18 protein-coding genes are annotated in these 18,288 nt (G+C 68.8%); 13 read left to right on the top strand and 5 right to left on the bottom strand.

Annotated features, from left to right (window positions below):
- The first annotated feature begins 1 nt into the window (after position 1).
- From FFS23_RS16685 to FFS23_RS16675, 3 genes are read left to right on the top strand one after another with little or no spacing between them, the layout of a single operon-like run.
- Positions 2 to 304 (top strand): DUF167 domain-containing protein, encoded by a 303-nt coding sequence (locus FFS23_RS16685; RefSeq protein WP_137899494.1) that lies wholly within the window; start codon positions 2 to 4, stop codon positions 302 to 304.
- Positions 301 to 1,167, top strand: coding sequence for a bifunctional methylenetetrahydrofolate dehydrogenase/methenyltetrahydrofolate cyclohydrolase FolD (gene folD / locus FFS23_RS16680; RefSeq protein ID WP_137899493.1), 867 nt, complete (start codon positions 301 to 303; stop codon positions 1,165 to 1,167). Before FFS23_RS16685 ends, folD begins: the two co-directional genes overlap by 4 nt.
- Complete coding sequence (locus FFS23_RS16675; RefSeq protein ID WP_038664271.1) at positions 1,164 to 1,784, top strand: MarC family protein; 621 nt, start codon at positions 1,164 to 1,166, stop codon at positions 1,782 to 1,784. The genes folD and FFS23_RS16675 overlap by 4 nt, the downstream gene beginning before the upstream one ends.
- A 376-nt stretch (positions 1,785 to 2,160) precedes the next feature.
- Here FFS23_RS16675 and FFS23_RS16665 read toward each other — a convergent pair whose 3' ends face one another.
- Positions 2,161 to 3,942 carry an AcrB/AcrD/AcrF family protein gene (locus FFS23_RS16665; protein WP_137899492.1) on the bottom strand — a complete coding sequence of 594 codons (1,782 nt, stop codon included), beginning with the start codon at positions 3,940 to 3,942 and terminating at the stop codon, positions 2,161 to 2,163.
- A 59-nt stretch (positions 3,943 to 4,001) separates the two neighbouring features.
- Between FFS23_RS16665 and FFS23_RS16660 the strand changes: the two genes are divergently transcribed.
- Complete coding sequence (locus FFS23_RS16660; protein ID WP_081974442.1) at positions 4,002 to 4,433, top strand: GtrA family protein; 432 nt, start codon at positions 4,002 to 4,004, stop codon at positions 4,431 to 4,433.
- Positions 4,433 to 5,161: a class I SAM-dependent methyltransferase gene (locus FFS23_RS16655; protein WP_137899491.1), complete on the top strand. Its 729-nt coding sequence runs from the start codon at positions 4,433 to 4,435 to the stop codon at positions 5,159 to 5,161. The genes FFS23_RS16660 and FFS23_RS16655 overlap by 1 nt, the downstream gene beginning before the upstream one ends.
- Before the next feature lie 12 nt (positions 5,162 to 5,173).
- Here the strand turns inward: FFS23_RS16655 and FFS23_RS16650 are convergent, their stop codons facing one another.
- On the bottom strand, positions 5,174 to 6,193 hold the full coding sequence (locus FFS23_RS16650; RefSeq protein ID WP_137899490.1) for a glycosyltransferase family 2 protein: 1,020 nt from the start codon (positions 6,191 to 6,193) through the stop codon (positions 5,174 to 5,176).
- Positions 6,194 to 6,287: 94 nt separating this feature from the next.
- Positions 6,288 to 7,742, bottom strand: coding sequence for a pyruvate kinase (pyk, locus tag FFS23_RS16645; RefSeq protein ID WP_038664282.1), 1,455 nt, complete (start codon positions 7,740 to 7,742; stop codon positions 6,288 to 6,290).
- A 75-nt stretch (positions 7,743 to 7,817) separates the two neighbouring features.
- Here pyk and FFS23_RS16640 point away from each other — a divergent pair, with 75 nt between their 5' ends.
- Both FFS23_RS16640 and FFS23_RS16635 read left to right on the top strand, forming a co-directional pair.
- Entirely contained in the window at positions 7,818 to 8,207 is a 390-nt protein-coding gene (locus tag FFS23_RS16640) for a DUF1244 domain-containing protein (RefSeq protein WP_249340728.1), read from the top strand.
- A 104-nt stretch (positions 8,208 to 8,311) separates the two neighbouring features.
- On the top strand, positions 8,312 to 8,578 hold the full coding sequence (locus FFS23_RS16635; protein WP_052075679.1) for a DUF2312 domain-containing protein: 267 nt from the start codon (positions 8,312 to 8,314) through the stop codon (positions 8,576 to 8,578).
- 212 nt (positions 8,579 to 8,790) lie between these two features.
- Here the strand turns inward: FFS23_RS16635 and FFS23_RS16630 are convergent, their stop codons facing one another.
- Positions 8,791 to 9,465: a queuosine precursor transporter gene (locus FFS23_RS16630; RefSeq protein WP_137899488.1), complete on the bottom strand. Its 675-nt coding sequence runs from the start codon at positions 9,463 to 9,465 to the stop codon at positions 8,791 to 8,793.
- A gap of 118 nt (positions 9,466 to 9,583) precedes the next feature.
- Here FFS23_RS16630 and FFS23_RS16625 point away from each other — a divergent pair, with 118 nt between their 5' ends.
- From FFS23_RS16625 to clpS, 3 genes are all read left to right on the top strand, one after another.
- Complete coding sequence (locus tag FFS23_RS16625; protein ID WP_137899487.1) at positions 9,584 to 11,353, top strand: PHA/PHB synthase family protein; 1,770 nt, start codon at positions 9,584 to 9,586, stop codon at positions 11,351 to 11,353.
- 324 nt (positions 11,354 to 11,677) lie between these two features.
- Positions 11,678 to 12,112: a phasin family protein gene (locus FFS23_RS16620; RefSeq protein WP_249340727.1), complete on the top strand. Its 435-nt coding sequence runs from the start codon at positions 11,678 to 11,680 to the stop codon at positions 12,110 to 12,112.
- Positions 12,113 to 12,241: 129 nt separating this feature from the next.
- A complete protein-coding gene (gene clpS / locus FFS23_RS16615) occupies positions 12,242 to 12,565 on the top strand; it encodes an ATP-dependent Clp protease adapter ClpS (protein WP_038664297.1) in 324 nt (107 codons plus the stop codon).
- Positions 12,566 to 12,589: 24 nt separating this feature from the next.
- Here the strand turns inward: clpS and FFS23_RS16610 are convergent, their stop codons facing one another.
- Positions 12,590 to 13,336, bottom strand: a complete 747-nt coding sequence (locus tag FFS23_RS16610) for a Crp/Fnr family transcriptional regulator (RefSeq protein ID WP_038667450.1) — start codon at positions 13,334 to 13,336, stop codon at positions 12,590 to 12,592.
- Between the two features lie 160 nt (positions 13,337 to 13,496).
- On the opposite strand from FFS23_RS16610, the gene murA reads away from it, so the two are divergent.
- From murA to FFS23_RS16595, 3 genes are all read left to right on the top strand, one after another.
- Positions 13,497 to 14,780, top strand: a complete 1,284-nt coding sequence (gene murA / locus FFS23_RS16605; protein WP_137899485.1) for a UDP-N-acetylglucosamine 1-carboxyvinyltransferase — start codon at positions 13,497 to 13,499, stop codon at positions 14,778 to 14,780.
- Between the two features lie 273 nt (positions 14,781 to 15,053).
- A complete protein-coding gene (gene ptsP / locus FFS23_RS16600; protein WP_137899484.1) occupies positions 15,054 to 17,327 on the top strand; it encodes a phosphoenolpyruvate--protein phosphotransferase in 2,274 nt (757 codons plus the stop codon).
- A 98-nt stretch (positions 17,328 to 17,425) separates the two neighbouring features.
- Positions 17,426 to 18,288: helix-turn-helix domain-containing protein (locus FFS23_RS16595; protein WP_137899483.1), on the top strand; the 863-nt coding region annotated here is incomplete at its 3' end.

The raw sequence follows: 18,288 nt of genomic DNA, 5'->3' as shown, positions 1-18,288 counted from the left end.
GATGCCGGCCTGGACGATCCGCGACGACGGTCTGCTCGTCGCGATCCGGGTGACGCCGCGCGGTGGGCGCGATGCGATCGCCGCCGGCACCGAAGAGCATCTCGCCGCGCGGCTCGCCGCCGCGCCGGTCGACGGCAAGGCCAATGCCGCGCTGATCGCGCTGGTCGCCAGGACCTTCGGCGTTCCGAAACGCGCCGTCACGCTGGTCGGCGGCGATACCGCGCGATTGAAGCGGTTGCACGTCGCCGGCGACGCCGCCGCGCTGGCGAAAATCGCCGCCGCGCTTTATGAGGCCGCGGCATGACCGCCACGATCATCGACGGCAAGGCCCATGCCCTTGCCCTGCGCACCCGCGTCGCCACCCATGTCGCCACCTTTCGCGAGGCCACCGGCCGCGCCCCCGGCCTCGCCGTCGTGCTGGTCGGCGAGGACCCCGCCTCGGCGGTCTATGTCCGCAACAAGGGCAAGGCGACGCGCGACGCCGGCATGGCGAGCTTCGAGCATCGCCTGCCCGCCGACACCGATGCCGGGACGTTGCTGGCGCTGGTCGCGCAGCTCAATGCCGATCCCGCGGTCGACGGCATCCTCGTCCAATTGCCGCTGCCCGCACATCTCGATGCGGAAGCGGTGCTGCTCGCGATCGATCCTGACAAGGACGTCGACGGCTTCCACCCGGTCAACGCCGGCCGGCTCGCGATCGGCGCGGAAGGGTTCGTGCCGTGCACGCCGCTCGGCTGCCTGATGCTGCTCAAGGACATCCACCCCAATCTGTCGGGGATGGAGGCGGTGGTCGTCGGCCGGTCGAACATCGTCGGCAAGCCGATGGCGCAATTGCTGCTCCAGCAGAGCTGCACCGTGACGATCGTCCACAGCCGCACGCGCGACGTCGCCGCGCATCTGCGCAGGGCGGATATCGTCGTCGCCGCGGTCGGTATCCCGCGCTTCATCCAGGGCGACTGGATCAAGCCGGGCGCGACCGTGATCGACGTCGGCATCAACCGCACCGAGGACGGGCTGATCGGCGACGTCGACTTCGCCGCGGCCGGCGCGGTGGCGGGGGCGATCACGCCGGTGCCGGGCGGCGTCGGGCCGATGACGATCGCCTGCCTGATCCGCAACACCTATGTCTCGGCGTGCCGGCGGGACGGCATCGAGGCCGCCCTGTGATCGAGCTGTTCGTCTCGACGCTGATCACCTTCTTCGTCATCATCGATCCGCTCGGCTGCGCGCCGATCTACGCCGGCCTGTCGGCGGGCGCCTCGCCGGTGCAGCGGCGCGCGATGGCGATCCGCGCGGTCGGCGTCGCGACGGTCATCCTGCTCGTCTTCGCGCTGGCGGGCGAGGCGCTGCTCAAGGGGCTGGGCATCAGCCTGGCGAGCTTCCGCATCGCCGGCGGCATCATGCTGTTCCTGATCGCGCTCGAAATGGTGTTCGAGAAGCGCACGCAGCGCCGCGAGGACCGCGCCGCCAAGGTGGCGCACGATCCCGAGGCGGACGACGTCTCGATCTTCCCGATGGCGATGCCGATGATCGCCGGGCCGGGCTCGATCGCCTCGGTGATGCTGCTCGTCGCGCGCACCAACGGCATCGAGGCGACGCTGGTCGTGCTGGCGGCGATGGGGGTGATCCTGCTGCTGACGCTGGTGGCGCTGCTCGCGGCGGGGCCGCTGATGCGGCTGCTCGGCGCGCGGATCGAGGCGGTGATCACGCGGCTGCTCGGCGTGCTGCTCGCGGCGCTGGCGGTGCAGTTCGTGATGGACGGGTTGCAGGTGAGTTTGCGGTAACCGCGGGCGTCCCCCTTTCCTCCCCCTCCGTCAGCGCTTCGCGCTGCCACCTCCCCCTTGCGGGCAGGGCTATCGCATATGGACGCTCGTGCGAGCCTGTCGTCTTCCAAGCCCACCCCGTCACCCCGGACTTGTTCCGGGGTCCACCCTGCGGCGAGGAGAAAGGCTTGATCCGAGACCGCTCTCTCGCAGCCCGGTGGACCCCGGAACGAGTCCGGGGTGACGAATTTGATAAGGAAACCGATCGAACCTCATCACCGCAGCCATATGCGATTACCCTGCCCTTGCGGGGGAGGAATATGGAAGTCCTCCCCCGCCAGGGGGAGGTGGCGCGCCGGAGGCGTGACGGAGGGGGAGGACACGACGCCCTCCCCGCTCAATCCACCTTGAACAAGCGCAGCGGCGAATTGGCCGGCAGCGGCAATGGCGTCAGCCATGCCGGCACCTCGCCATGCGCGAGCTGGTCGTAGAAGCCGCCCGGATTGCGCGCGCGATAATTGGTCGATTCCGAATGGTTCGGGCAGAGCATCAGCATCGTCGCGCCGTGGCGCCTGATGATCGCATGCGCCTGATCCGCGCTTCCACCAAAGGCATGCTGGACGTCGAGGATCGCATCGCCGTTGCGGTGATACGGCCCCGCGATCGCATCGTGATGCGTCACCGTGATCAGCCGCGGCCCGAGGTCGACGAAGGTGAAGATCGTCTGCGCCGGATAGCGGTCGAGCGCCTTCAGCACGGTATAGCGCACGCAGCTCCCGGTCGACCGGTTGACCCGCTTGGTATAGGCGTTGGGGACGTCGACCGGCAGATATTTGATGATCAGCCCGGCGAACAGGCCCGAGACGATGAGGAAGGCCGCCACCGTACCGCCGATCCGCACCGGCCACGAGCGATGTTCGAGCAGCCAGGGCAGCACGATCCAGCCGAGCAAGGTCGCGCCCGGCACCGCGAGCAGCTGCGCCGCCGGCCCGGCGCGCACCTGCCACAGCAGCATCAGGCAGGCGAAGGTGACGAACAGCGCCACCGCGCTCCAGCCGATCAGCGCCGGCGAGCGCCGCGCCCGCCACGTGCCGAGGATCACGCCGACGACGCCGACGATCGGCAGCGCCGCGATCGGAAAGCCGAGGCGGAACGGATGTTTGTAGATCGGCTTCGCCTCGCGGACGTTGTTCAGCCAGTTCTTCTGGAGCTCGGGCGAGACCCCCTCGGGCCGACCGAGGCATTGCGGGAAGAAATGGACGAACCCCGCCGCGATTCCCGCCCCCGCCGCTACGGCGAGGCCGATGCGCAGCCCCCGCGACGTCGGGTTGAGCCACGCCAGCAGGAACAGCAAAGCCCCCGCCGCGACGGTGACGCTGAGCCACACCGGGGTCAGCGCGTCGCAGCGCATCGCGTAATTCGCGGTCGAGGCGAACGCCGCGAAGCCGATCGCGCTGCCGCCGCCGAGGCTGAGCGCATAGGCCTGCAACCGCCGCGCCTCGCCGCGGTCCCACACCCAGCGCAGCGCGAGGATCGCGCCCGCCATCGCGCAATAGGGCAGCATCTCCAGCCCGATCGCGAGACTGACCGCGCTCGCCAGCCCGACCATCAGCCCGCCGCGCGCGCCTTTGGCATCGCACAGGCCGGCGACGGTGAGGCTGAGCATCGCGAGCTGCCAGCCGTGATGGTCGATCCGCTCGGGCAGGAACATCAGCATCGTCGCCGAGGTGCCGAGCAGGAACAGCAGCGCCAGCGGCCAGGCGCGCGGATCGATCAGCCGCCGCACCGTCGCCGCGACGCCGAGCATCGCGATCGAGAGCGGCAGCAGCGGCGCGATTCCGCACGCCAGCCGCTCCGCCCAGAAATTGCTGGTGAACAGGCGGAAGAACAGGATCAGCCCGGCGATCGGCAGATCGACGATGCGGCTCCAGTGGATGTCGAAGCCGACCGGCGGATTGAGCCGGTAGTTGCGCAGATCGTACCAATCCTGCCCGGCGAGCCAGGCGCGCACCTGCATCAGCCGCATATTGTCGTCGGTATCGCCGAGCGACAGCCAGCGGATCAGGTTCCAGTCGTTCCAGACGTACCAGATCATCACCCCGAGCCAGGTGACGAGGGTGAGCGCGATCCAGTGCCGGGCGAGCGCGTCGTCCAGCCGACCGCGGGGAGCTATGTTCAACTGAGCGACTTTCGTTTTGGCCGTTTCGTTCCCGGAGCAATGGCTTTAGGGCGGAGCGGATGGCGAGGGAAGCACCGGCACGACTTGCGGCGATACGCGACAGCGGCATGCTGGGGCAGATGATCCGCTTCGGTATCGCCGGGGGCATCTCGACGCTGATCTATTCGGCGGTCTATCTGCCGCTGACCGCCTGGGTCTTCCCGCGCGAGCACGCCGTCTATGCCGTGCCGTTCGCCTTCGCCGTCGCGGTGACCGCGGGCTTCTTCCTGCACAGCCGGTGGAGCTTCAAGGGCCATGGCACGCGTCGCCGTGGCGGCTGGCAGCAGGCGCAGTTCGTCGGCGTGCAGGCGACGGGCATGGCGCTCAACGCGATCGTCACCTGGATCGGCACCGCGCATTTCGGCCTGCCCGCCTGGGCGCCGCTGCTGCCCGCGGTGGCGCTGGCGACGATCGTCACCTTCATCCTCAATCGCTGGCTGGTGTTCGCTTAATGGATCGCATCGTCTACGACCGTATGGCCGCGCATGATTCCACCCATTGGTGGTATCGCGCCCGCCGCGACATCCTCAGCGACTATCTGACCCGCTACGGCGCCTTGCCGAAGGATGCGCGCATCCTCGAGATCGGCTGCGGCACCGGCCACAATCTGCCGATGCTGGCGAGCTTCGGCGAGGTCGATGCGATCGAGATCGATCCCGCCGCGCGCGCGATCGCCAGCGAGCGGCTCGGCCGCCCGGTCGGCGACGCGCCGCTGCCCGACCTGCCCGGCGTCGCACGCGGATCGTACGACCTCGTCGCGGTGCTCGATGTGGTCGAGCATATCGAGGACGATATCGCCGCATTGAAGGGGATGGCGAGCCTGCTCAGGCCGGGCGGCAAGATCCTGATCGCGGTGCCGGCGCACCAATGGCTGTGGAGCGCGCACGACGTGGTGAACCACCACCACCGGCGCTATTCCAAGGCGTCGTTGGTCAAGGCGATCGCGGCGGCGGGGCTGGCGCCGCGCAAGCTCACCTATTTCAATTCGCTGCTGTTCCCGCTCGCCGCGGCGGCGCGGATCGCCGGACGGCTGACGGGCCGCGACGACAGCGACGATTCGCCCCCCGCCAAGCCGCTCAACGCCTTGTTCGAGAAGATCTTCCGCCTCGAACGCCACGCCGTCGGCCGCGTGCCGCTGACCCCGGGCGTGTCGATCGTGACGCTGGCGGAGCCGAACTGACCCGGACGGCGGCTATTCGGCCGCCCGTCGTTCGTCCGCCAATTCGAACTCGGGCGAGGGTTCGGCGGCGTTGAAGCCGAGCGTCGAGCGGCCCTTCACCGGGCCGGCGATGTCGGCGACCAGATAGAGCGGCCGCCGCTTCGATTCGATGTAGAGCCGGCCGAGATATTCGCCGATCATGCCGAGGACGAACATCTGCGCCGCCGACAGCACGGTGACGACGAGCATCGTCGAGGTCCAGCCCTGCACCGGCGAGCCTTCGAAAAAGCCCCACAGGATGTAGAAGAGCAGCAGCAGCGAGGCGCCGGCGAGGATCACCGAGGCGTGGCTGGCGAAGCGCAGCGGCGCGGTCGAGAAGCCGGTGACCGCGTCGAAGGCGAGCCGCACCATCTTGCCGAGCGGATAATTGGTCTCGCCGGCGTGGCGTTCGGCGCGATCGTAGGGAAACGGCACCTGACGGAAGCCGACCCATGCCACCATGCCGCGGATGAAGCGCGCCTGTTCGGGCAGCGACAGCAAGGCGTCGAGCGCGCGGCGGCTCATCAGCCGGAAATCGCCGGTGTCGAGCGGGATCGGCGTGTCGGTGACGCGGTCGAGCACGCGGTAGAAAGCCGCGGCGGTCGCCTTCTTGAAGATCGTCTCGCCCTCGCGCTTGCGGCGCACCGCGTAGACGACGTCCGCCCCCTGCGCCGCCATCGTCGCGCGCATGTCGGTGAGCAGTTCGGGCGGGTCCTGGAGATCGGCGTCGATGATGAGGATCTGTTCGCCCGAACACAGATCGAGCCCGGCGGTCAGCGCCAGTTGGTGGCCGTGGTTGCGCGACAGGTTGATCGCGACCAGCCGCGGGTCCTGTTCGCTGAGCCGCTGCATCACCGCCCAGCTGTCATCGCGGCTGCCGTCGTTGATGAGGACGATCTCGTGATCGTCGCCGACCGCGGCGCGGGCCGCCGCCGCGACCCGCGCGTGCAGCAGGTCCAGGCACGCGGCCTCGTTGTAGCACGGGATGACGACGGACAGGGCGGGACGGTACATGACGCCCCGTCCTTAGCGGCTCACACGCCCGTCATCCATACGTAACGTGGCGGCGCATGGTCGTAGGCGCCACGCGGCGCCTACGACGGAACGCTCAGCTATAGTCCTTGAGCTCGTCGCCGATGATGCGGACGACGTGGAGCACGTTGGTCGACCCCGGCGTGCGGAACGGCACGCCCGCCATCACGATCACGCGGTCGCCCGCCTGCGCGATGCCGGTGCGCAACGCCATGCGCTTCGCCTTGCCGACCATATCCTCGAACGATTCGACGTCGCGGGTGTGCACCGCATGCGTCCCCCACAGCAGGCCGAGCCGGCGCGCGGTCTCCTTGCTCGGGGTGAGCACGAGGATCGGCACCGAGGGCCGCTCGCGCGCGATGCGGCGCGCGGTCGAGCCCGAGGTGGTGAAGCAGATGATCGCGGTCGCCGAGGTGGTCTTGGCGATCTGCTTGGCGGCCTCCGACAGAGCGTCGGCGGTGGTCGGGTCGGGGCGCGTCACGGTGAAATGGACGCGGTCGCCGTGCATCGGGTCGCTTTCGACCGAGACGCCGATCGAGTTCATCATCGCGACCGATTCGACCGGCCACGCGCCCGCGGCGCTTTCCGCCGACAGCATGATCGCGTCGGCGCCGTCGTAGATCGCGGTGGCGACGTCGGACACTTCGGCGCGGGTCGGCGACGGGCTCTGGATCATCGATTCGAGCATCTGCGTCGCGACGACGACCGGGCGGCCGAGCCGGCGCGACGTCTCGACGATGCGCTTCTGCAACGGCGGCACGGTCTGCGGCGGCAGTTCGACGCCGAGATCGCCGCGCGCGACCATCACGCCGTCGCACATCTCGACGATCTCCTCGAGCCGGTCGATCGCCGCGGGCTTCTCGATCTTGGCGAGCAGGGCCGCCTTGCCGCCGATCAGCTTGCGCGCCTCGGCGAGATCCTCGGGCCGCTGCACGAAGGAGAGCGCGATCCAGTCGACGCCCTGTTCGACCGCGAAGGCGAGGTCGCTGCGGTCCTTCTCGGTCAGCGCCGCCATCGGCAGCACGACGTCGGGGACGTTGAGCCCCTTGTTGTTCGACAGCGCGCCGCCGACCTCGACCAATGTCTCGATCCGGTCGGCGTCGTGGTCGGTGACGCGCAAGACCAGCTTGCCGTCGTCGAGCAGCAGGCGTGCGCCCGGTTCGATCGCGGCGAAGATCTCCTTGTGCGGCAGCTCGACGCGGGTGGCGTCGCCCGGCGTCGGATCGCGGTCGAGCACGAAGGTGCTGCCGTGTTCGAGCACGGTGCGCCCGCCCTCGAACTTGCCGACGCGCAGCTTCGGGCCCTGCAGATCGGCGAGGATCGTCGTCGGACGGTTGAATTCCTGTTCGAGCGCGCGGATCGCCTGGATCACCGCGACCTTGGACTGCTGGTCGCCGTGGCTCATGTTGACGCGGAAGGCGTCCGCGCCCGCCTGGAACAGCGTCGCGATCATCTCGGGGGTGTTGCTTGCCGGACCTAATGTCGCCAGCACGCGAACCTTTCGCGCGCGGGGCGCAATGGCAGTCGTCATAGAAAGGGCTCCTGGGGAATGGCCGCGCTCCCCTCTAGCCCCTATCTAGGACCGATCAACTTCCGAAAGGTTTTCATGACCGACAAACTCGCCGCGCTGCCCGACGCCGTCGCCGCGGCGGCGTTCCGCCGCCTCGTCCGCCACCTGCGCCATCGCACCGATGCGCAGAACGTCGACCTGATGGGCCTGTCGGGATTCTGCCGCAACTGCCTGTCCGACTGGATCGAGGAGGCCGGCGGCCTGAGCAAGGCCGAGGCGCGCGAGACGATCTACGGCATGCCGCAGGCCGAGTGGAAGGCGCGCTACCAGAGCGAGGCGACCCCCGAACAGCTCGCCCGCATGGAGGAAAGCCTCAAGCGCAACGAGGGCCGCGACGCCGCGCAGGAGGATGCGCTGGACGAGGCGCTCGACGAGAGTTTCCCGGCGAGCGATCCGCCCGCGATGACCGAGCCCGGCCGGGGTTGAGCCCGGCGGGCTAAGCGCCTAGACGCCCGCCCCTACCGGTCGTGACCGGTATCCTTTCAGCGAATCATATGAGGGCCGCAGGGCGCCTGCGGCGGGGTGGGACAATGGCGGAAGAACGGCAAGACGGCATGGGCGGCGGCCAGGTCGCGGCGGACGAGCTGCGCCTCCTGATCGAGCGCGCCGAGCGGCTCGAGGAAGAGAAAAAGGGTATCGCGGACGACATCAAGGACGTGATGGCCGAGGCCAAGGGCCGCGGCTACGACCCCAAGGCGATCCGCAAGATCCTCTCGATCCGCAAGAAGAAGAAGGAAGAATATCAGGAGGAGGAGGCGATCCTCGAGGTGTACATGCAGGCGCTCGGCATGATCTGATCGCTGGGTGCGGAGATAGCGGCGTGTGGCCGCACCTCTTCTCCCACCCACGCCGTCACCCCGGACTCGTTCCGGGGTCTACCCTGCGGCGAGGAGAATGGCCGGAGCCGTGAGCGCGCGCCTGTGGCCCCGTGGACCCCGGAACCAGTCCGGGGTGACGGGTTTCGAATGGCGCAGTGGCGAGCCTCGATGGGGCACTGGCCATCGGCGAATCACCCCCGGTCGAGCCGCCGGCCCAATCCGACGAACAGATAGATCAGCGGCGGCACGATGATCGCCGACAGCAGCACCTTGGCGATCATCTGGCCGAGCAGCAGTTCGCCGATCGGGAAGACGCCGGCGAAGGCGATCGTCACGAACAGCAAGGTGTCGACGATCTGGCTGAGCACGCTGGCGATGCCGGCGCGCAGCCAGAGCAGCCCGCTCCCCTCGCGCCCTTTCAGCGCGGCGAAGATCGTCACGTTGAGCGTCTGCGAGATGCCGTAGGCGACGATGCCGCCGAGCCAGATGCGCGGCGTGCCGCCCATCATCAGCGTGAAGGCGTCGCGCCGCGCCGGGTCCATGTCCGCGGCGGCGGGCACCGACAGCACCACCACCGACAGCAGGATCGACACGATCAGCGGCGCGAAGCCGATCCGCACCAGCCGCGTCGCGGTGTCGCCGCCGTGCAGTTCGGCGATCGCGCTCGACACGACGACGAGCAGCAGGAAGGCGAAGATGCCCGCCTCCACCGCGAGCGGGCCGAGCCCGACGAGCGGCCCCAGCGCCGACAGCGGGCCGAGCGCGACCTGTTTGTTGCCAAGTACGCCGGCGATGCAGACCATGCCGCCGTAGAAGATCGAGAAAGCGAAGAGCGAGCGCGGGATAGCGCGAACCGGAGTGTCCATCGCCGCGACGCTAGCGGCTTTCGCCCGGCCTGCAAACCGCGCGCGGGGCGGCCGGTGCGGATAGCCATTCCCACGCAGGCGCGCGACGGGTAACGTCGCCCGCGGAGAAGAGGATGCCATGGCCGATCCGCACGACGATCAGACCGCCCACGCACAGGATGCCGCCCCCGGCGCGCCCGATCTCGCCGAACTCCAGCACTGGACCTGGGTGATGGGCCGCGCGCAGCAGATGATGATGGAGCAGGGCCTTGGCCTGATGACCGCGGGCGGCGCGATGTCCGAGGCGGCGCCCTCCCCGCTCGTCAATCCCGCGCTGGTCCGCCAGACGCAGGATTATTGGCGCGACAATCTGGCGCTGTGGCAGCGCTTCGTCGATCCCGCCGCGGCGGTGCCGCCGCCGCCGCAATCGGACGGCGACGTGCGCGACAAGCGCTTCAAGGCGGCGGCGTGGCGCGACGATCCCTGGTTCGACTGGATCCGCCGCAGCTACAATCTGATCGCCGACCATATGCTGCGCGGCGTCGACGCGCTCGACGGCGTGCCCGAGCGGCAGAAGGAGCAGTTGCGCTTCGCCGCGCGCGGGCTGGTCGAGGCGATGAGCCCGTCCAACTTCCCGCTGACCAACCCCGAGGTGGTCGAGAAGACGATCGCGACCAAGGGGCAGAATCTGCTCGACGGGCTCAGGAACATGCTCGCCGACATCCAGAAGGGCCAGCTCACCCATACGTCCGAGGGCGCGTTCGAGGTCGGCCGCAACCTGGCGACGACGCCGGGCAAGGTGGTCAAGCGCACGCCGCTGTACGAGTTGATCCAATATACGCCGACCACCGACCGCGTCATGACGACGCCGCTGGTGATCTTCCCGCCGTGGATCAACCGCTTCTACATCCTCGATCTGACCCCCGAGAAGAGCTTCATCCGCTGGGCGGTGGAACAGGGCATCACCGTCTTCATGGTGTCGTGGAAGTCGGCGGACGCGTCGATGAAGGACGTGGTGTGGGACGATTACGTCACCGCGCAGGTCGACGCGGTCGACACGATCCGCGCCGCGCTCGACGTGCCGGCGGTGCATACGATCGGCTATTGCGTCGCCGGCACGACGCTGGCGGCGACGCTGGCCCTGCTCGCCGCGCGCGACGAGGCGGACAAGGTCGCCAGCGCGACCTTCTTCACCGCGCAGGTCGATTTCGCGCAGGCCGGCGAATTGCAGCATTTCGTCACCGACGAGCAACTGGCGCTGATCGGCACGCTATCGCCGCAGGGCTTCCTCGACGGGCGCTACATGGCCGCGACGTTCAACCTGCTGCGCGGGCGCGACCTGATCTGGAATTACGTCACCAACAATTATCTGTTGGGGTCCGACTATACGCCGTTCGATTTGCTCCACTGGAACGGCGACACCACCAACCTGCCGGCGAAATGGCATCTGTCGTACCTGACCGATCTGTATCGCGACAATCTGCTCGTCCAGCCCGGCGCGATGTCGGTGGCGGGCGAGGCGCTCGATCTTCGCCGGGTGACGACGCCGGCCTATGTCCAGGCGGGGCGTGAAGATCATATCGCGCCGGCCGACAGCGTCTGGCGAATCACCCATCTGCTGCGCGGGCCGTTGCGCTTCGTGCTCGCCGGATCGGGGCATATCGCGGGCGTAGTGAACCCGCCGGCGGCGGGCAAATACCAATATTGGACCAACGAATCGGGTGCCCAGAGCCTCGCCGATTTCGTCGCCGGCGCGACCGAGACGAAGGGAAGCTGGTGGCCGGACTGGCTCGCCTGGCTGCGCGCGATCGACGGCGACACCGTCGCCGCGGCGGGCGCACGGCTGCCCGGCACGGGGGCGCTGACCGCGCTCGGCGAGGCACCCGGAGACTATGTCCGCGCGCGGTAACGCTATCATGCTGCACCGCAACAAATTTAGTTGAAAGTGAGGGCGATACCTACTATTGTGCGTTGCAGCATAATAGCTGGAGTAGGATCGATGGACGATACCGTCCCGAAGTCGCCGATCACGCCCGCCCGCCGTGGCGCCGGCGCCGCGCGTGGCGCCGATAGCGCCGCCGCCCCGTCCCAGCGTTCCAAGATCAAGCCGACCGGCAGGAAGCCGGCTGCGGTGCGTGCGCCCGAGCCGGCGACCGCATCGCTTCCCGTCGTGGCCGCCGCCGTCCCGGTCGCGGTCGCGCCGATTGTCCCACCCGCAGCAAAGGAAGTTCCCATGGAAACGATCGAAAACGTCACCGCCACGACCCAGACCGCCTTCACCGATGCGACCGACCGCGCCAAGGGTGCCGTCGACAAGAGCCAGAAGCTGCTTCAGGAGGCCAGCGAGTTCGGCAAGGGCAATATCGAGGCGCTCGTCGAATCGTCGAAGATCGCCGCGCGCGGCCTCGAGACGCTCGGCCAGGATGCCGCCGCTTATGCCAAGAAGTCGTTCGAGGAGGCCGCCACGGTCGCCAAGACGCTGACCTCGGTCAAGTCGCCGACCGAATTCTTCAAGCTGCATTCGGATTACGTCCGCTCGTCGTTCGACGCGCTCGTCCAGCACAGCTCGCACAATGCCGAAGCGGTGCTGAAGCTCGCCGGCGAAGTGGTGCAGCCGCTGTCGAACCGCGTCGCGCTCGCCGCCGAGAAGCTGAAGGTCGCAGCGTAAGCGCCCGTACGATCCGGACCAAAGGGGCGGCCGCAGCGATGCGGTCGCCCTTTTCCTGTTCCAAGCCCTTGCTCCGCGCGCCCGGCGTGCCATATTTCGGCGATCACCATGACAGTTGAAGCGATCACGATGGCCGAACGCCGCGACGATGGAACGGATGAGGGCACCGGCCTCGCCACCAAGACCCGGACGCGGACAAAACAGCCGACGCCGTACCGCGTCCTGATGCTCAACGACGACTATACGCCGATGGAATTCGTCGTCCTGTGCCTGCAACGCTTCTTCCGGATGAACATGGAGGAGGCGACGCGGGTCATGCTGCACGTCCATCAGAAGGGCGTCGGCGTCTGCGGCGTGTTCTCCTACGAAGTCGCCGAGACCAAGGTCGGACAGGTCATGGACTTCGCCCGCCAGAACCAGCATCCGCTGCAATGTACGCTGGAGAAGGCGTAAACGTCGGACAGGCCGCCGTCGCCGTTATCGCGCGCCCGGCAGCCAGCTAAAGTCGAGACCCGCCGCGCGTGCGGTGTCGCGCGCGGTGTGATGCGCGGTCCGCACCAACATGGTTTCGTCGACGAAGGTCATCCGGCCGCCGTCGCGCGCGATCATCCCCTCGTCCTGCAACTGGCGCAGCATGCGGTTGACGTGCACCGCGGTGAGCCCGGTGGCATCGCCGATCTCCTCCTGCGTCAGCCCGAGCTGGAAGGTATTGCCGGCGGTGCCGTCGACGATGCGCAGCCGGTTGCGGATATCGATCAGCAGCGCCGCGACGCGCGCCTTGGCCGAGGTGCGGCCGAGCCCGGCGAGCCGGTCGGTGAGCGCGACGCGTTCGATCTGGTCGACCGCGATCAGCAGCGCGGCGAGTCGGGGATGATCGGCGCTGAGCGTGCCGATCGCCGCCCGCTCGACCGGCGCGACGGCGCATTCGGTAAGCGCGATCACCGTTTCGGGCGAGTTGCGATAGACCAGCCCCGCCATCGCCACCAGGTCGCCGCGGAACAGGAACCGCAGGATCTGGCGGCTGCCGTCGGGCAGGATGACATAGCTCATCATCGTGCCGCGTTTGACCACGAACAACTCCGGGGATTTGTCGTGTTCGCGCAGCAGCACCGCGCCGCGGCGCAGCGTCCGTTCGCGCTGTTCGAGGCTGTCGAGGGCCGCCTTCTCATTGTTCGACAGGTCGATCAGTTCGCCGAGGCGCTCGGCGAGGCAACTGGTCGTCACGCTGTTGAAATCCCCCAATTAATCGATTCTGGGTAGCAGCAACCCAAGTCGGTGCATTAAAATCAATCAACAAGCCGGGTTAAAGTTGGTTATGCGGGTGCGATCGTCCATCGCCGCATTCGCGTCTTGCGCGGGCGCGGCGGCGCGTTAGACGACGGGGATGGACCGTATCCTCATCCGTGGCGGCAATCGCCTGTCGGGCCGCCTGCGCATCTCGGGCGCCAAGAACGCCGCGCTGACGCTGATGCCCTGCGCCTTGCTTACCGACGAGCCGCTGACGCTGCGCAACCTGCCGCGGCTCGCCGACGTCGACGGTTTCGGGCATCTGCTCAACCAATTGGGCGCCTCGACGCGGATCGAGGGGACGCGGCCGGAGGATTTCGGCCGGGTGATGACGATCCGCGCCGGCAAGCTCACCTCGACCGAGGCGCCCTATGACATCGTCCGCAAGATGCGCGCATCGATTCTGGTGCTCGGCCCGGTGCTGGCGCGCGCCGGCGAGGCGACGGTGTCGCTGCCCGGCGGCTGCGCGATCGGCAATCGCCCGATCGACCTGCACCTCAAGGCACTGGAGGCGATCGGCGCCGAGCTCGAAATGGCGGCGGGCTATGTCAAGGCGACCGCGCCGGGCGGGCGACTGACCGGCGGGCGCTATCGCTTCCCGGTGGTATCGGTCGGCGCGACCGAGAATGTCGTGATGGCGGCGGTGCTGGCCAAGGGCAGCAGCGTGATCGAGAATGCGGCGCGCGAGCCCGAGATCGTCGACCTGTGCAACTGCCTTGTCGCGATGGGCGCGCGGATCGAGGGGATCGGCACCGAGACGCTGGAGATCGAGGGCGTCGACCGCCTCCACGGCGCGACCTATGCGGTGATGCCCGACCGGATCGAGGCGGGCAGCTATGCCTGCGCGGCGGCGATCACCGGCGGCTCGCTCGAGCTGCTCGGCGCCAATGCCGCCGACATGCAGGCGACGATCGACGCGCTGCGCGAAGCGGGCGTGACGGTGACCGAGACGCGCGATGGCGTGTCGGTCGAGGCGAATGCGCCGCTCGGCCCGATCACGTTGTCGACCGCGCCCTATCCGGGCTTCGCCACCGACATGCAGGCGCAGTTCATGGCGATGCTGTGCAAGGCGTCGGGCGCCAGCGTGCTGACCGAGACGATCTTCGAGAATCGCTACATGCACGTGCCCGAGCTGGCCCGGATGGGCGCCGACATCCAGGTCCACGGCCGTACCGCGGTGGTCAAGGGCGTCGACAAGCTGGTCGGCGCGCCGGTGATGGCGACCGACCTGCGCGCGTCGATGAGCCTGATCCTCGCCGGGCTGGCGGCGGAGGGCGAGACCTCGGTCGCGCGCGTCTACCACCTCGACCGCGGCTACGAGCGGCTGGAGGAGAAGCTGTCCGCGGTCGGCGCCGACATCGAACGCGCCAGCGACGGGTGAGCGCTCGGGGCTGAGCCCCGCAAGATCCGTGACCCCGGTCTATATCAGCGCAGTGCTCCTGCGAACGCAGGAGCCCAGAGCCAAGCAAACAACGTCTTATGGCGTTCGGGAATCCTGGGCTCCTGCTTTCGCAGGAGCACCGGGCGACTTTCCTGGAGGCCTCGACTTGTTCCGGGATGACGGAGTGGTCGGTGTGCGATTACGCGAAACCAACCCCCACCCCCGACGAATGGTGCATGGCACCCTGCCCCGGCATCTGTTAGCCCTGCTGTCATGCCCAGTTCGGCCGCCGCATCCGCCCGTGAGATCCTGACCCGCCTTCACGACGTGATGGCGGGTCGCAACCCGGCGCAGGCCAAGCTCAACGCCGTCGTCGGCATCATCGCCGAGGCGATGGATAGCGAGGTCTGCTCGATCTATCTGCTGCGCGAGGGCGTGCTCGAACTCTTCGCGACGCGCGGTCTCGACCAGGCGGCGGTCCACGTCACCAAGCTGGCGCTCGGCGAAGGGCTGGTCGGCTCGATCGCCGAGGATGTCGAGGTGCTCAACCTCGACGAAGCGGCGAGCCACCCCGATTTCGCCTACAAGCCCGAGACCGGCGAGGAACGCTATCACAGCTTCGCCGGCGTGCCGATCATCCGCCGCGAGCGCGCGGTCGGCGTGCTCGCCGTCCAGCACAGCGAGCAGCGCAAATATCAGGACGTCGAGATCGAGGCGTTGCAGACCGTCGCGATGGTGCTGTCGGAACTGATCGCCAACGCCGGGCTGATCGACAGCGCGACCGCCGGCAGCGACCGGCCGCAATCGACCGCGGCGGTGCGCCTGCCCGGGCAGAAATTGGTCGAGGGCATGGCATCGGGCCACGCCGTCTTCCACCAGCCGCGCATCGTCGTCGAACATACCGTCGCCGAGGACACCGACGCCGAGCGCCACCGCGTCTATGCCGCCTTCGACAAGATGCGCGAACAGATCGACCGGATGACGCGCGAGGCGGAATTCGGCGTCGGCGGCGAGCATGAGGAGGTCCTCCAGACCTACAAGATGTTCGCCTATGACGAGGGCTGGGCGCGGCGGATCAACGAGGCGATCGATTCGGGGCTCACCGCCGAGGCCGCGATCGAGCGCGTCCAGCAGCGCACCCGCCAGCGCATGCGCCAGATCGACGATCCGCTGCTCGCCGACCGGATGCACGATCTCGAGGATCTCGCCAACCGGCTGCTGCGCATCGTCTCGGGCCAGATGGGCACGGCGGCGCAGATGGGGCTGCGCCAGGACACGATCCTGATCGCGCGCAATCTCGGCCCCGCCGAATTGCTCGAATATGACAAGCGGCGGCTGAAGGGGGTGATCCTGGAAGAAGGGTCGCTCACCGCACATGTCACGATCGTCGCGCGCGCGATGGGCGTACCGGTGCTAGGGCGCGTCCGCGACGTCCGCCGACTGATCGCCGAGGGCGATCTGCTGCTGCTCGATTCGGTTGCCGGCAACGTCTTCGTCCGCCCGTCGGCGGCGATGGAGGAGGCGTTCGAAGCCAAGCTCGCGATGCGCCAGAAACGCAAAGCCGCCTTCGCCGCGCTGCGCGACGTGCCGCCGGTGACGAAGGACGGCCACCGCGTCACGCTGATGGTCAACGCCGGGCTGCGCGACGATGTCGCCGCGCTCGACGTGACCGGTGCCGACGGCATCGGCCTGTTCCGCACCGAATTCCAGTTCCTCGTCTCGGCGACGCTGCCGCAGCGCGAGCGCCAGCAGCGGCTCTATCGCGAGGTGCTCGACGCGGCGGGGACGCGCCCGGTGATCTTCCGCACCGTCGACATCGGCGGCGACAAGGCATTGCCCTATCTCAACAAGGAAGATGCCGACGAGGAGAATCCGGCGATGGGCTGGCGCGCGCTGCGGCTCGCGCTCGACCGCGACGGCCTGATGAAGGTGCAGGCGCGCGCGCTGATCGAGGCGGCGGCGGGGCGCACGCTCAACGTCATGTTCCCGATGGTGTCGGAGGCGTGGGAATTCGCCGAGGCGAAGGCGCTGTTCGAGGCGCAGCGCGTCTGGCTCGACGCGCGCGGGCGGCGGCCGCCGCTGGCGATCCGCTATGGCGCGATGCTCGAAGTGCCGGCGCTCGCCGAACAGCTCGACCTGCTGCTGCCCGACATCGACTTCCTGTCGGTCGGCACCAACGACCTCACGCAATTTTTATTCGCGGCCGATCGCGCCAATCCGCGGCTCGCCGAACGCTACGACTGGTTGAGCCCGTCGATCCTGCGCTTCCTGTCGCGGGTGATCGGGCCATGCCGCGACGCGGGCGTCGACCTCGGCGTCTGCGGCGAGATGGGCGGGCGACCGGTCGAGGCCATGGCGTTGATCGGATTGGGAATCGATCGGCTGTCGATCACCCCGGCGGCGATCGGGCCGATCAAGGCGATGGTGCGCAGCCTAGATCATGGCGCGGTCCAGCGCTTCGTCGCCGAGCTGATCGCGCGGCCGCCGCGCGACATGCGCGGCGCGCTGACCGAATGGGCGGCGCAGCACGGCGTCGATCTGGCCTGAAAGGCTGCCGAACCGCGGCCACCCCGCGTTGACTTGCAGCAAGGCATCGGGGAATGTCATGCACGTCAGCGATCCGCAGCCCTCCCTTGGAGACACGAATGGACGAGGTCGATCCCGGCCAGCCGAACCCGACCCCCGTTGCCCAGGCTCGCCCGGGTGAACGGCTGCGCCAAGCGCGGGAGATCAGGGGGCTGAGCCTGGCCGAAGTCGCGGCGCGGACGCGCGTGCCGCAGCGACATCTGGAGGCGTTGGAGACCGGCGACTACGCGCTGCTGCCCTCGCCGACCTATGCGATGGGCTTCTCCAAGGCCTATGCGCGCGCCGTCGATGCCGACGAGGTCTCGATCGCGCAGGACGTGCGCCGCGAGCTCGACCGGCTCGGGCCGCGCCAGCCCGAATACGTCCCCTACGTCACCGCCGACCCGGCGCGGGTGCCCTCGCGCGGCGTCGCGGTGATCGGCGCCGGCGTCGCGCTCGCGGTCTTGATCCTCGTCGCGCTCTGGTATGGCAGCAGCCTGTTCCAGCCGCAGGCCACCACCACGGCGGCGACCGACGACGTCGCGACGCAGGCGGTCGCGCCCAAGCCGACCGCGGCGCCGTCGCCGGCGATCCCGACCGGCGGCCAGGTGGTGCTGACCGCGACCGACACGGTATGGCTGCGCGTCTACGACGCCGACGACAAGGTGCTGTTCCAGGGTACGATGAAGCCGGGCGACCGGTTCGAGGTGCCCGCCGCCGCCAAGGATCCGATGATCAACGTCGGCCGTCCCGACAAATTGGCGGTGACGCTCAACGGTTCGGCGATCCCGCCGCTCGGCGACGGATCGCGCCCGATCAAGGATGTCGCGGTCAGCGGCTCGGCGGTGGCGCTGCGCCTCGCCGGCCAGCCCGCCGCCCAGCCCGCCGGGACGCCGACGGCGGCGCCGCGCCCGACCCGCAGCGGCGGTGCGCGGCGCGCCGG

Source organism: Sphingomonas sp. 2SG, assembly GCF_005503285.1.
Lineage (GTDB): Bacteria > Pseudomonadota > Alphaproteobacteria > Sphingomonadales > Sphingomonadaceae > Sphingomonas > Sphingomonas taxi.
This window is presented reverse-complemented; position numbering and strand designations above follow the sequence as displayed.

Excerpts from the sequence above, each read along its gene's own strand:
- FFS23_RS16685 (WP_137899494.1), top strand. The coding sequence starts at position 2 with ATGCCGGCCTGGACGATCCGCGACGACGGTCTGCTCGTCGCGATCCGG.
- folD (WP_137899493.1), top strand. The coding sequence starts at position 301 with ATGACCGCCACGATCATCGACGGCAAGGCCCATGCCCTTGCCCTGCGC.
- FFS23_RS16660 (WP_081974442.1), top strand. The coding sequence starts at position 4,002 with ATGGCGAGGGAAGCACCGGCACGACTTGCGGCGATACGCGACAGCGGC.
- FFS23_RS16655 (WP_137899491.1), top strand. The coding sequence starts at position 4,433 with ATGGATCGCATCGTCTACGACCGTATGGCCGCGCATGATTCCACCCAT.
- FFS23_RS16650 (WP_137899490.1), bottom strand. The coding sequence starts at position 6,193 with ATGTACCGTCCCGCCCTGTCCGTCGTCATCCCGTGCTACAACGAGGCC.
- pyk (WP_038664282.1), bottom strand. The coding sequence starts at position 7,742 with ATGACGACTGCCATTGCGCCCCGCGCGCGAAAGGTTCGCGTGCTGGCG.
- FFS23_RS16640 (WP_249340728.1), top strand. The coding sequence starts at position 7,818 with ATGACCGACAAACTCGCCGCGCTGCCCGACGCCGTCGCCGCGGCGGCG.
- FFS23_RS16635 (WP_052075679.1), top strand. The coding sequence starts at position 8,312 with ATGGCGGAAGAACGGCAAGACGGCATGGGCGGCGGCCAGGTCGCGGCG.
- FFS23_RS16630 (WP_137899488.1), bottom strand. The coding sequence starts at position 9,465 with ATGGACACTCCGGTTCGCGCTATCCCGCGCTCGCTCTTCGCTTTCTCG.
- FFS23_RS16625 (WP_137899487.1), top strand. The coding sequence starts at position 9,584 with ATGGCCGATCCGCACGACGATCAGACCGCCCACGCACAGGATGCCGCC.
- FFS23_RS16620 (WP_249340727.1), top strand. The coding sequence starts at position 11,678 with ATGGAAACGATCGAAAACGTCACCGCCACGACCCAGACCGCCTTCACC.
- clpS (WP_038664297.1), top strand. The coding sequence starts at position 12,242 with ATGGCCGAACGCCGCGACGATGGAACGGATGAGGGCACCGGCCTCGCC.
- murA (WP_137899485.1), top strand. The coding sequence starts at position 13,497 with ATGGACCGTATCCTCATCCGTGGCGGCAATCGCCTGTCGGGCCGCCTG.
- ptsP (WP_137899484.1), top strand. The coding sequence starts at position 15,054 with ATGCCCAGTTCGGCCGCCGCATCCGCCCGTGAGATCCTGACCCGCCTT.